Source organism: Deinococcus murrayi DSM 11303 (assembly GCF_000482805.1).
Lineage (GTDB): Bacteria > Deinococcota > Deinococci > Deinococcales > Deinococcaceae > Deinococcus > Deinococcus murrayi.
The window spans coordinates 36,563-48,698 of record NZ_AXWT01000025.1 but is presented as its reverse complement, the minus strand read 5'-3'; the positions used below and the strand labels follow the sequence as shown (position 1 = coordinate 48,698).

Here is a 12,136-nt window from a genome sequence, read left to right as displayed (position 1 = left end):
TACTCGAAACCGTCCAAACTTTGGGGCCAGCCCACCCGGTCACGTGTGGACCTACGATTTCATCTTTGACCAGACCCTGGGAGGGACAACCCTGAAAATCCTGTCGCTGACTGATGAATTCACCCGGCAATCCCTGGCGCTGCGGGTGGCGGAGTCCTTCACGTCCATGGACGTGAAGGACGTCCTGCACGAGGTCATCGCCGAGCGAGGTGCTCCCGGATTCATCCGCAGCGACAACGGCCCGGAGTTCATTGCCCGTGACCTGGGGATCTGGCTGGCCGTTCAGGACATCGGCACCCGGTTCATCCAGCCCGGAAAACCCTGGCAGAACGGGTTCGCCGAGAGTTTTCACTCTCGGCTGCGGGAGGAGTGTCTGACACAGGAGGTGTTTTAATCGGCCCGACACGCCCAGGTGGTCTTGGATGGCTACCGCGAGTTTTTCAACGCCAGGAGGCCACATTCGTCACTGAGTTACCGGACGCCCGACCAGTTTGCTGAGCAGGCCAGGGGGCGGCCTGACGCCCCCCTTTGCGGACAGGACACCGCAAATGTGGTCGTGCGGCCTTCCCCTGGTCGAGCAGGAAGCGTCCGTGGTGTACCCTTCTCCTGAGCCGAGTCTCTACTCGAAACCGTCCAAACTTTGGGGCCAGCCCAAGGCCAAGTCTGAGGGAGATGACGTGGCTTTCCCACGCCAAATCTTGAACCCCCAGGGCAAGCGGAGATCGCCACAACACAGGTACAGCAGCACGACGTGGAGGCCACGCACGCGGTTCAGGGTGTGAATCCAGCCGTCCAGTTCGGCAAACACGCCTTCTTTGGCAATGGAGGTCGTGTCCACGATGACCTCAATGAGCGGTGGACGCCCTCGGCGTCCACGCAGGTGGGCTGGCCCCAAAGTTTGGACGGTTTCGAGTAGAGACTCGGCTCAGGAGAAGGGTACACCATGGGCCACGCAGGTACGCCTGAAACGTGTCCAGGGCGTGCTGACGCATCACCCGCAGGAGGGTGCGCAAACTCCAGCGCTGGTGATTGAGAAAGCGGCTGATGGCCCCCGGCGACTTGGCGGTGGAGGCATGGAAACGGGAGACGCCCAGCGCTTCCAGGAAGCAGCTCAGGACAACCTGCAGGTTGTCCCGATGCTGCTTGCGGGAACAGGAGGTGAGCATGGCAGAATAAAGCTGTCCAGCACGGTCATTTTTCCTTTTCACACCCTCATCTTGAGGGAGGAAGCCGTGCTGGACGTGCTTTTCTAAAACTGAAAGATGTCAGAAGTGGAAGTGGTGGCGGCCACTGGCGGCAGGTCGCTGGCGGCGGGCCGCTATCCTCTCCCCATGCGCCTCGCCATCCTGACCGACGTTCACGGCAACCGCCCCGCGCTGGAGGCGGTGCTGGCCGATATCCGCGCCGCGAGTCCCGACGCCACCTTCAACCTCGGAGACACCGTGTGGGGCATGGCCGACCCGGCGGGCGCTTGGGCCTTGCAGCGCGAGCACGCGCCCCCCACCGTGCGGGGGAATACGGACGAATACCTGCTCGCCCACCCTGCCGAGCTGGAGGCCGACACGCGCGCCTCCCGCGAGTTCCTGGAAGGGCAGCTTGGCGGCGTGCCCCCCGAACTCGCCGCCCTGCCCCGGACCGCTCTGGTGGGAGAGGGGGAAGTGCTTCTGGCCCACGGCAGCCCGCAGGACGCCTCGGAAGCCCTCTTCCACCTCCCCGACGGGGAGAAGCTGGCCCGCCTCCAGGACTGGCCCGGAGTTCGGGTGGTCGTCGTGGGGCACACCCACACCGAGGCGATTTGGACGCGGGACGGGGTGACCCTGGTGAATGCGGGGGCGGTCTCGCGCCAGAAGGACGGCGACCCTGCGGCCCGCTGGGTGCTGCTGGAGCGCCGCGCCGGGGTCTGGAACGTGACCTTTCGCCGCACGCCCTACGACACCGAGGCTGCCGCGAAGTGGGCGGAGGCACACGCCCCGGACGGCGGGGCCGAAGCTTCCATGGTCCGCACCGGCCTCAGGCCGTAAAGTCCCCGCCCTCCTCGGCCAGCCGCAGCACGTCCCCGAACGGGAAGCCCTCGTCCTCCAGCCCGCCGGGGGGCACCACCCACAGGGTGGGCATCCGGGGGGCCTTCTCCGGAAAGTCGCCGTAGCCGTCGGTGAGGTAAATCAGCACGTCCGGCTCGTGCGTGTCCGCCAGCGCGAAGATGGGCCGGAAGTCGGTGCCGCCGCCGCCCACCGGGTCAGGAATGGGGTCGCCGGGGCGCAGTTCAAAGGGGCCGTAGGCCTCCGTATCGGCGTAGTAGAGGGTTGCCCGGACGTGCGGGTACGCCCCCAGCACCCCCTGCACCTCGGCGACGAGCGCCCGCACCGCCGCGTCGTCCACGCTGCCGGAGGTGTCCACGGCGACGAGGGCGGTGAGCGACTCGTCGTCGAGCGCTTCCAGGTACAGCCCCCGCCCCACGAAGCGGCGGTCGAAGCCCCCGAAATCCACGGGGGTGCGGGCCAGAAATCGCCACAGTTGCGCTCGCCAGTCCAGCCGCGCTGGAGAGAGCCGAGCGAGGTCGCGGTGCGCCCCCAGCGGGTCTTGCCCCTGCCCCGCCATCGCCTCCACGCTGCGGGCCTGCGCGAGGGCCTGCTGCCACTGCCGCGCCGCCTGCCCGCCCGGTTTGCCCTCGCGGGGCGGAGCGTCGGAGGGCGGGCCGTCGAGCAGGTCGCCCGCTTCCTCGTCGCCGTCCTGCGGTTCATACCCTTCCAGCGCCGTGTAGACCTCCTCCACGCTGAGGCGCTCCAGGTGCTCGTCCCGCCGCGCCCCCGGCGGCAGCGGCAGTCCGGCGGCGGCGACCATCCCGTTGACGATGGTGTCGGCGGCGCGGTTCCAGCGCCCCTTCTCGCGCGGTCCCCGGCGCGGCACGTGCGAGAGCGCCGCGTGCAGCACCTCGTGCAGCAAGAGGCCGTCGAGCATGTCGGGCGGGAGGCTGGCCGCCACCTCCGGATTGACGTACACCCGCTCGCCGTCCGTGCCCGCCGCCGCGACCTCCCGCGAGGGCACGAACTCGGCGTGCAGCAGCAGGGTGGCGAAAAAGGCAGACTTGCCGCGCAGGCGGAGGCGGGAGGCGGAAATCAAGGGCTGGAGGTCGGTCATGGGCACCTCCGGCCCCCGCGGGTGGCGTGTGGCCTGTGGCTCGTGGACCAAGCCCCCCCTGTACGAGCCACACGCCACGAGCGACTGGCCACCCTCATCCCCCCGCCAGCTCCAGCGTGCCCGCCACCAGCCCCGCCAGCCGCTCGTCCCGCGCGAGCAGCCCGGCGAGGTCGCCGAGATGCCCGGTCGCCTGGAACTTGCTCACGAGCGTGGCGACGTACAGTTGCAACCACTCCGGCCCGGCGGCGTCGGCGAGCCAGGTGAAGGCGTGGTAGGCCTCGTCCGCGCCCCCCGCACGGGCGGCGAGGCCCACCACGGCGGCATACCGGACGCTGGGTTCGGCGGGGAGCCGCAGCCCCGCCCCCTGGCCGCGCAGCACCAGCCCCAGGTCAGGCAGGCCTTCGTACAGCCGCACAAACGCGGCGAACTCGGCCCCCGCCGCCTCCCCCACGGCGGGCGCGACATCCAGCCCGGCGCGGTGCAGCCCCGCGGCCATCTCCCAAGCGCGGGGACTCGGCCAGGCGGGTTGGGCAGGGTCCAGGCGGTGCAGCAGTTCGGGCCGGAAGGTCAGGAAGGCGACCACATGCTCGTGTAGCCCCCGCCCCAGCGCATACGAGCGCCACGAGTCGAAGTCGGGCCGCACGCTCAGGTGCAGAAAGCGGTTGGCGAGGGGCGCGGGCATGTCAAAGACGCTGGCGCGGTCCTCCTTGCGGTTGCCCGCCGCCCACACGAACCAGCCTTCCGGCAGCTCGTAGCTTCCCACCCGGCGATCGAGGATGAGCTGCTGCGCCATCCCCTGCATGGTGGGCGGGGCCATGTTCACCTCGTCCAGAAAGAGGACGCCCCGCCCAGAGCGCGGCAGGAACTCCGGCGGATACCACTTGCTCACGCCCCCGCCCTGACCGTCTGCTTCGGGCACCGGCAGGCCGCGCAGGTCGGTCGGCGCGAGCTGCGAGAGCCGCACGTCCACGAACTCCAGCCCGTGCGCGGCGGCCACCTGCGCGACCACGCTGCTTTTGCCCACGCCCGGCGGTCCCCAAATCATGGTGGCGAACTTGAGGTTCCCCGCAATCAGGGCGGAGAGGTACGACTGCAACTCGGCGGGGGTGAGGGTCACGGGGGAGAGGGTAGCGCGTGCGGGGTGCCTAGCGCGGGGGGAGGGGGGACAGTTCGCCCCGCAAGCGCTCGCGCAGTTCTCCCGCCGAGTACACCTGCGAGGGCAGGCGCACCAGCCGCAACCCCGCCGAGCGGAAGGCCACGTCCTTGACCGCGTCCCGGTGCTGCTGCTGCTCGCTCGCGTGCGAGGCCCCGTCCAGCTCGATGGCGAGGACCGGGCGGTACGCCGCCGCGCCGTCCACAATCAGGAAGTCCACGTGCTTATCCCGCAGCCGGGCATAGGTGGCCCCCCGCCCCTCCTGCACGGTGATGCGAAAGAGGTCGTTGAGCCGCACATTGGGAAAGACCCGGTAGGGGGTGCCCGCCAGCGCTTCCTCCAGCGCCCCGAAAAAGGCGCGTTCGTCCCGGCTGAAGAAATACCGTTTGACCTCCACGGGCAGGCGGCCCGGCACCGGACTGTGCGGGGACGTGCCTGTCTGGGCCTGCGGTGGGGGCGCAGACGAAGGGCGGGGCGTTTCCCGAACCCCGAACAGGCTGGCGAGACAACCGAGGGGAGCCATGCGCAGGAGCTTAACGGGTCGGCGGGCGGGCCGCAGCGGCATCTGCGTCACCCCTGGCCCGCGTAGACTGGACCCAACGGCCCTTCCTTTCCCCCACACCCCGCTATACTCCCAGCCGATTCTTTGACCGGGTTCAAGATTGTCTGCCGTGCCCATCCCTAGGAGGCCCCGCCCTTGCTGCCGTTCGAACACAAGATTCTCTTTTCCCTCTTTGCCCTGGTTGCCGGACTGTACGGCCTGTGGGGGTTTTACCGCCTTTACCTGCGAATCAAGCGGGGAGCACCCGCCGCCGAGGTCCGCTGGAACGAGCTGGGGTCGCGGCTGTGGTATGCCGTCAAGACCTCGCTGACGCAGGAGCGCACCTTCCGGGGCCGCCCCTGGGTCAGCGTCCTGCACAGCTTCATCTTCTACGGCTTCGTCTATTACCTGCTCGTCAACGTCGTCGACGGGCTGGAAGGCTATATCCCCTTCCACATCTACTCGAATGGTCCGCTGGGTGCGACCTATAACCTGCTCGCGGACCTCCTGTCGTTCCTGGTCCTCGTCGGCGTGGTCAGCCTGGTGGTGCGCCGTCTCTTTCTCCCGTCGCGGCGGGACTTCCGCTTCACGGAAAAGACGCTGCTGCACCCCCGCGTCAAGCAGGGCTACATCAAGCGCGACTCGCTGATTGTCTCCGGCTTCATCTTCTTCCACGTCGGCAGCCGCATCCTGGGCAACGCCGCCAAGATGGTGGAAGAAGCCCGCGACCTGGGCCGTTACGACGCTTTCCAGCCGGTCTCGTCGGCGCTGGGGGCCGCCATGTTTTCGGGCCTGAGCGACTCGGCCATCCAGGGCTGGCGTGTCTTCGGGTACTGGGGAGCGCTCGGCAGCGTGCTCGCGTTCCTGGCGTACTTCCCGTACACCAAGCACATTCACATCTTCATGGCCCCCCTCAACTACGCGCTGCGCCGCCCCGTGGGGTCGGGCGTGCTGCCCCCCATGAAGGGCCTGGAAGAGGCGATGGAGGCCGAAGACCCCAAGCTGGGCGCGGAAAAGCTCGAAGACCTCGAATGGCCCCGGCTGCTCGACGCCTACGCCTGTATCCAGTGCAACCGCTGCCAGGACGTGTGCCCGGCGAACGCTACGGGCAAGGCCCTCAGCCCCGCCGCCCTGGAAATCAACAAGCGCATGGAGCTGAACGACCTGACCTCCGGCGGCGCGGTGCTGCGGGGCGGGCCGAGCACCCTGGCCTTTGCCGCGGGCGGCCTCGCGGCTCCGGCGGGCGCGCCCCACCCCAGCCCCTTCGTGCTGCGGCCCACCGCCTTCGAGTCGGGGGCCAGCACGGCGCACCCGCTGCTGGAGTTCGCCATCAACGAGGAATCGGTGTGGGCCTGCACGACCTGCGGGGCCTGCATGCAGGTCTGCCCGGTGCAAGACGAGCAGATGCTCGACATCATCGACATCCGCCGCCATCAGGTCATGGTGGCGGGCGAGTTCCCGCCGCAGCTTCAGACGGCCTTCCGGGGCATGGAGCGGGCCAGCAACCCTTGGGGCATCTCCCGTGACAAGCGGATGGAGTGGGCCGAGGGCCTGCGCGTCCCCACCATCGACGAGAACCCCGAACCCGACGTCCTCTACTGGGTGGGCTGCGCGGCCTCCTACGACCCCGGTGCCCAGAAGGTGGCCCGCGCCTTCGTGCAACTGCTCGACAAGGCGGGCGTGAATTACGCCGTTCTCGGCAAAAAGGAAGCCTGCACGGGCGACAGCGCTCGCCGCGCCGGAAACGAGTTCCTGTACCAGCAGCTCGCCCAGGAGAACGTGGAAACGCTCAACTCCGTGCGGCCCAAGCTCGTCGTGGCCACCTGCCCGCACTGCATGAACGCCATCGGGCACGAGTACAAGCAGCTCGGCGGCCACTACCGCACCATCCACCACACCGAGTACCTCGAAACGCTCGTCGCGGCGGGCAAGCTGCCCCTCGCGGGGCTTCAGGAGCACGTGACCTACCACGACCCCTGCTACCTGGGCCGTCACAACGGCGTGTATGACGCGCCGCGCACCCTCATCACCCGGATGGCCGGGCAGGTGCTGGAGCTGGAGCGCCGCCGCGAGAACTCCTTTTGCTGCGGGGCGGGCGGGGCGCAGTTCTGGAAGGAGGAGGAAGAGGGCCGCGAGCGCGTCTCCGACAACCGCTTCCGCGAGATTCAGGCCCGCCTTGACGGGGCGGCGCGGGCGGTCGCCGAGTACGAACAAACGGGCAAGGTGGTCGCCGTGGGCTGCCCCTTCTGCAAGTCGATGATGACCTCGACGCCTGAAAAGGCGGGCCGCGACGACATCGTCGTGAAGGACGTGGCCGAGTTGATGCTGGAGAGCGTGGGGCGGGCGACGGGCGAGTGGATGGCCCCCACCGCCGCGCCAGAAAGCACCCTGGAGGCCTCGCCCCAGCCCACCGTGCCCAACACCGAAACCCCCGTCGCTCACACGGGCGCGGCCCCCAGCGCGGGCCTGGCTGACGACGTGGTGGGCACCACCAGCGCCGACGTGCTCAACGCGCAACCGGGCAGCCCTGTAGAAGAAGCGGCCAGCGGCCAGCCGCCCGCCACCAGCGAGGGGGCGGCCCCGGCTCGGAAGGCCTGGAAGCCCAAGGGGAGCGGGGATGACGTGAGCGCGGCTCCTGTGGCAGAAGCGGCCAGCAGCCAGCCGCCAGCCGCCAGCGAGGGGGCGGCTCCCGCTCGGAAGGCCTGGAAGCCCAAGGCCAGCGACGACGTGAGTCCCGCGCTCGTCACGCCGGAGGTTCAGACCGAGACGGCTGCCCCCGCCCGCAAAGCTTGGAAGCCGAAAGCCACAGCCGAAGCCCAGCCTGCCGAAGTGACCTCGGAGCCGTCCGCCCCGGCCTCCGCTCCCCTGTCTGAAGCGAGTGCCCCCGCCGCTGAGCGCCGAAAGTGGAGTCCGAAGGACGCTGCGTCCCCGGTCCCCGAAGCGGCGCCGCAGGTCGGGGCGTCCGAACCGACCGAGCCTGCTCCGGCGACGGGCGAACGCAAAAAGTGGGCACCCAAGGCCGCCGCGAGCGCCGCTCCTGCCGAGACGCCCACTCCCTCAGTGGAGGTCGTGACCGTCACCGCCGAGCCTGCTGCCCCCGCTCCCACCGAGCGCCCCAAGTGGCAGCCGCGCCCGAAAGCGGAGGCGGCGACGCCCCAGCCCCCCGCCGACGCTGCGCCGATTACCGAGCACGTCTCCTTGGACCGCATCGGGGAGAACCTGCTGGAGGAGGGCACTCAAGCCACCTCTGAGCCTGGCCCCGGCAGCCGCAAGAAGTGGCAGCCGAAGAACAAGGGCTGATATGGATTCCGATTGAACAGTTCGTATCACTGTTCAATCCGAGCAGAGCGAGGAGGAAAAAACGGTTGCCGGAAAAGGAGGTATTGAATCGGTGTCCTCCCGATTCAATAGCGGATTGGACGGAAACCGTATGACCCCTTCCGCCGCCTCTGACACGCCGTCCAGAGGGGCGGCGTTTTGCCTGCCGCGCGGCGGGCCGCCGAAAACGCCCGCCCCGCGTTAAGATGCCCCTCATGACCATCGCCATCGTCACCGACTCGACCAGTGACCTCAGCCCGGAACTGCGCGGACAGTACGGGATTCGCAGCGTGCCGCTGTACGTTCACTTCGGCGGCCAGATGTACAAAGACGGCATCGACATCACGCCCGCCGACCTCTTTGCGGGCATCAAAGCGGGCCAGAAGACCCCCAGCACCTCTCAGCCCAGCCCCGCCGAGTTTGCCGCCGTCTATGAAGAAGCGCTGCGCTCGGCGGATGAGGTTCTGAGCATTCACATCAGCGGCCTGCTGTCGGGGACGGTGGGCAGTGCCCGGCTCGCCGCGCAGGACTTCGGCGGGCGGGTCACGGTTCTGGACAGCCGCTCGGCCAGCCTGGGCCTGGGCATGCAAGCGCTGCGAGCCGCGCAGCGGGCCGCAGAAGGCCGCCCCATGGCCGACATCATCGGCGAGCTGGAGCGGGTCGCCGCGAAGACCGACATCCGCTTCACCGTCGATACCCTCGACTTTTTGCGGGCCAACGGGCGCATCGGGGGGGCCACGGCGCTGCTGGGCGGCCTGCTGAACATCAAGCCCATCCTGACGGTGAAGGCGGGCCGGGTCGAGGCCGCCGGACGGGTGCGCGGCAGCAAGAAGGTCGTGCAGGACCTTGTGGACCACATTCGCAAGTACGTGGAGGCCCACGGCGGCGCTCGCGTCACCTTCCTCTCGACCCTGGGCGGCGAGGCGACCCGGCAGGAGATTCGCGATGGGCTGCGGGGCGTCGCTTTTGAAGACCTGGGCGATCATTTCATCGGGGCCGTCATCGCCACGCACGTGGGGCCGGGGACGGTCGGGGCCGCGCTGGAGCCGCTGACGGCCTGAGCTGTGGCTCCGCCCCCCGCCCTGCGCAACAAGGGGCGCTACGTGCTGCTGGCCCTTGTCCTCGCGGGGGTGTGGGCGGCGCGGCGTCCCGACCCGGCCCCTGCCGCCGCTGCACCCTCCCTCGTGACCGTGGCTGCCCCCGCTGAAGCGCCCGCGCCCCCCTGCCTCGGTCCCGCCCCCGCCGCCGCGCCCGCTCCCGCACCGCCCCAGCCCCTCAGCGGACGGCTGGGCTTGTGGGTGGCCGAACTCGACCCCGCGACCCTGCGCCCCCGGCGAGCGGTGGCCCACCACGCAGACGACGTGTTTCCCCTCGCCAGCACCTACAAACAGGCGGTGCTCTGGGCGGTGCTGCGCGAGGTGGACGCCGGGCGGCTCTCGCCGGGCGAGCGGTTCGACGTGACGGACGCCCAACAGAGCCTCGGCGACTATCCCTACGACGGCAGCAGTGTCCGCGACCTCACCGAGCGGATGATGCGCCACAGTGACAACACCGCGACCGACCTGCTCCACCGCCGAGTCGGGCTGGGGACGGTGCAGGCCCTCGCGGACGAGCTGGGCCTGTGCCGCACCCGCCTGATTCTGCCCACCAAGGCGTGGTGGGCCGCCCAAACTGGCTCCTCGCCCGCCTTTCTTGCGGGGACGGGCTGGGAGGGGGCCACGGGTTCCGAGCGGCTGCGGCTGGCGACCGCCATCGACGCCGATGCCCAGCGCCTGCGGGCCGATGTCCTTCAAAATCGGCTGAACGCTTATTTTGAAGGAACGCCCGACCCCGCCGCCGACCTGCGGGTCCACAACCTCAGCACCCCCTACGAGTTCGCCACCCTGCTCGCGCACCAGCACCTGCGCTCTGGCCTCTCGCCGAGCAGCCTCGCCTGGCAACGCGAGGTCGCGGCGATGGGCTACGGGCGCTCGGCCCTGCCCCCAGAGGTTGCCGGGCAGGTGGCCGCCTTTGCGGGCAAGGGCGGCAACGGCTGGCGGCTACTGACCTACAGCGGCTACCTGCGGACCAAAGATGGGCGGCACTTCGTCTACGCCTTCATGCAACACGGGGCGCAGGAGACCTACACCATGCCGAACACCCGCCGCGCCTTCGCCTGGATTGGCGCGGGACTCCAGGCGGTGCTGGAGCAGGGGAGGTCGCCCTAGCGCGGATTACTCCGCCGAAGCCTCTGCCCCAGCTTCCTCCAGCCCGGCTCGGCGCAGCTCGGCGGCGATGGCGGCTTCGAGCTGCTGGCGGGCCTCGGCGTAGGGTCCGGGGAGGCTCGCGCCCGCCGCCGGGACGTGGCCGCCCCCGCCCAGCGCCACGGCGACATTCTGAGCGCTGACGCCCCCCCGCGAACGCAGCGAGAGCTTCACGCGGTCCCCGTAGTCCTTGACCATCACGGCGAGGACCGCGCCCTCCGCGCCGCGCAGGAGATTGACGTAGGATTCCACGTCCTCCCAGGTGGACCCGGCCCGCGCGAGCATCGCCCCATCCACGCGGGCGAGCACGACCCGGCCCCCGTATAAGAACTCCATCGTGTCCAGCACCTCGCGCAGCAAGAGGTAGTAGGAACGCGGGTTCTGGTTCAGGTTGTCGTTGATCCAGCCCAGCCGTGCCCCGTGCGCGAGCAGGCGGGCCGCCGTCTCAAAGGTCCGGGGGGTCACGCTGTCAAAGCGGAAGGACCCGGTATCGGTGTTCAGCCCCAGCATCAGCGGGGTGGCGACCTGCTCGGACCAGGGTGCGCCCAGCGCGTCCACCACGTCCGCCACCAGCATGGCCGTGGCGGGAACACTGGGGTCGACCAGCAGGGCGGTCGCCCGGCGGCGGTTGGTGCCGTGATGGTCGATATTGACCACCGGGCCGTCAAAGGCCGCGAGGTCCGCCCCCGCCACTCGCGTGGGGTCGTTGTTGTCCACGTCCAGCACGGCAGCCAGCGCTCCGCGCGGCCACCCGGCCAGCGCCGGGATGACCTCGCCCTCCCGCACCAGGAAACGCAGGTAGCGCGGCGCCTCCATCGGCACGAACACCTCGCGCCCCAGCGCCCGCAGCGCCCGCGCTAGCCCCAGCACGCTGCCCAGCGCGTCCCCGTCGGGGTTTTCGTGCGAGAGCACGACCACCGGGCCGGGGTGTGCCCGCAGGCTCTCGGCGACCGCCTGCACGGCCTGCGCGTAGGACGAAAGGGCGTCATTCTGGGCGCTCACAGCACCGAGTATAGGGGGGCCGCCTGCTCCGTCCCCCACTCCCCCCATAATCGGCCCATGACCGACCCGCTTGCCCGTCACGTCGCCTTCGATTGGGGCGGCGTCTTTACCATCGGTACCTTCGATGGCCGCTCGACGGCCCGCCTCGCCGCGCGCGGGGGCGTTCCGGTCGAGCGCGTGCGCGACAGCTATTTCCGGCACGTCCATCAACTGGAGGTGGGAGCCTGGACCCTCCCGCAGTTTTGGGACGTGCTCGCCGCCGAAACGGGCCTCTCCCTCTCCTACCCGGAGTTTGAGGCCCTCTACCTCGGCAGCGTCCTCGACAACGGGCCGATGTACACCACCCTGGCCCGGATTCCGGCGGGGGTGCGGGTGGGGTTGCTCAGCAACAACTACCCCGTCGTCAGCGATCACCTGCGCGGCGACCCCCGCTTCGCCCGCTTCGACGCCTTGGTCTTCAGCAACGAGCTGCGTCAGAAAAAACCCCACCCGGACGCCTTCGCCGCCCTCGCGGAGGCAATGGGCGTACCCGCTGCGCGGACCGCCTTTGTGGACGACGTGCCGGAGAACATCGCGGCGGCGCAGGCAGCGGGCTTTCACGGCCTGCTCTACCACCACGAGCGGCACGCCGAGTTTGAGCGCGCGCTCGCGGCATGGCTGGGGCTGGAGGAGAGCGCGGCACTGCTGGAGCGGATGGCCAAGACAGACGCTGACTGAGCGCCGCGCACGCCTGGTGTACCC

At 69.7% G+C, this 12,136-nt stretch carries 11 protein-coding genes and 1 pseudogene; 7 read left to right on the top strand and 5 right to left on the bottom strand.

The window, feature by feature from the left end; translation table 11 throughout:
• Window positions 1–43 precede the first annotated feature (43 nt).
• Window positions 44–610 (top strand): annotated as a pseudogene (locus H565_RS16855) (integrase core domain-containing protein).
• Window positions 611–619: 9 nt separating this feature from the next.
• Here H565_RS16855 and H565_RS16320 read toward each other — a convergent pair.
• The gene (locus H565_RS16320) at window positions 620–838 is read right to left on the bottom strand and encodes a hypothetical protein (protein ID WP_027460326.1); all 219 of its coding nucleotides are present in this window, start codon (window positions 836–838) and stop codon (window positions 620–622) included.
• A gap of 235 nt (window positions 839–1,073) precedes the next feature.
• Here H565_RS16320 and H565_RS0106460 point away from each other — a divergent pair, with 235 nt between their 5' ends.
• Complete coding sequence (locus tag H565_RS0106460) at window positions 1,074–1,253, top strand: hypothetical protein (RefSeq protein ID WP_027460325.1); 180 nt, start codon at window positions 1,074–1,076, stop codon at window positions 1,251–1,253.
• A gap of 78 nt (window positions 1,254–1,331) precedes the next feature.
• Window positions 1,332–2,021 carry a metallophosphoesterase family protein gene (locus H565_RS0106455; RefSeq protein ID WP_027460324.1) on the top strand — a complete coding sequence of 230 codons (690 nt, stop codon included), beginning with the start codon at window positions 1,332–1,334 and terminating at the stop codon, window positions 2,019–2,021.
• Here H565_RS0106455 and H565_RS0106450 read toward each other — a convergent pair.
• The 3 genes from H565_RS0106450 to H565_RS15990 all read right to left on the bottom strand — a co-directional run bounded on the left by H565_RS0106450 (window position 2,011) and on the right by H565_RS15990 (window position 4,814).
• On the bottom strand, window positions 2,011–3,138 hold the full coding sequence (locus H565_RS0106450; RefSeq protein WP_027460323.1) for a vWA domain-containing protein: 1,128 nt from the start codon (window positions 3,136–3,138) through the stop codon (window positions 2,011–2,013). The genes H565_RS0106455 and H565_RS0106450 overlap by 11 nt on opposite strands.
• A 94-nt stretch (window positions 3,139–3,232) precedes the next feature.
• Window positions 3,233–4,255, bottom strand: a complete 1,023-nt coding sequence (locus tag H565_RS0106445; RefSeq protein WP_027460322.1) for an ATP-binding protein — start codon at window positions 4,253–4,255, stop codon at window positions 3,233–3,235.
• A gap of 28 nt (window positions 4,256–4,283) precedes the next feature.
• Entirely contained in the window at window positions 4,284–4,814 is a 531-nt protein-coding gene (locus tag H565_RS15990; protein WP_084542910.1) for a DUF2726 domain-containing protein, read from the bottom strand.
• Window positions 4,815–4,988: 174 nt separating this feature from the next.
• On the opposite strand from H565_RS15990, the gene H565_RS0106435 reads away from it, so the two are divergent.
• The 3 genes from H565_RS0106435 (at window position 4,989) to H565_RS0106425 (ending at window position 10,357) form a co-directional block, all read left to right on the top strand.
• Window positions 4,989–8,132 carry a (Fe-S)-binding protein gene (locus H565_RS0106435; RefSeq protein WP_027460320.1) on the top strand — a complete coding sequence of 1,048 codons (3,144 nt, stop codon included), beginning with the start codon at window positions 4,989–4,991 and terminating at the stop codon, window positions 8,130–8,132.
• Window positions 8,133–8,365: 233 nt separating this feature from the next.
• Window positions 8,366–9,211: a DegV family protein gene (locus H565_RS0106430; RefSeq protein ID WP_027460319.1), complete on the top strand. Its 846-nt coding sequence runs from the start codon at window positions 8,366–8,368 to the stop codon at window positions 9,209–9,211.
• 3 nt (window positions 9,212–9,214) lie between these two features.
• Window positions 9,215–10,357: a serine hydrolase gene (locus H565_RS0106425; protein ID WP_034408591.1), complete on the top strand. Its 1,143-nt coding sequence runs from the start codon at window positions 9,215–9,217 to the stop codon at window positions 10,355–10,357.
• A 6-nt stretch (window positions 10,358–10,363) separates the two neighbouring features.
• Here H565_RS0106425 and H565_RS0106420 read toward each other — a convergent pair whose 3' ends face one another.
• Window positions 10,364–11,395, bottom strand: coding sequence for a DHH family phosphoesterase (locus H565_RS0106420; protein ID WP_027460317.1), 1,032 nt, complete (start codon window positions 11,393–11,395; stop codon window positions 10,364–10,366).
• Window positions 11,396–11,452: 57 nt separating this feature from the next.
• Here H565_RS0106420 and H565_RS0106415 point away from each other — a divergent pair, with 57 nt between their 5' ends.
• On the top strand, window positions 11,453–12,112 hold the full coding sequence (locus H565_RS0106415) for an HAD family hydrolase (protein ID WP_027460316.1): 660 nt from the start codon (window positions 11,453–11,455) through the stop codon (window positions 12,110–12,112).
• The last annotated feature ends 24 nt before the right edge of the window (window positions 12,113–12,136 follow it).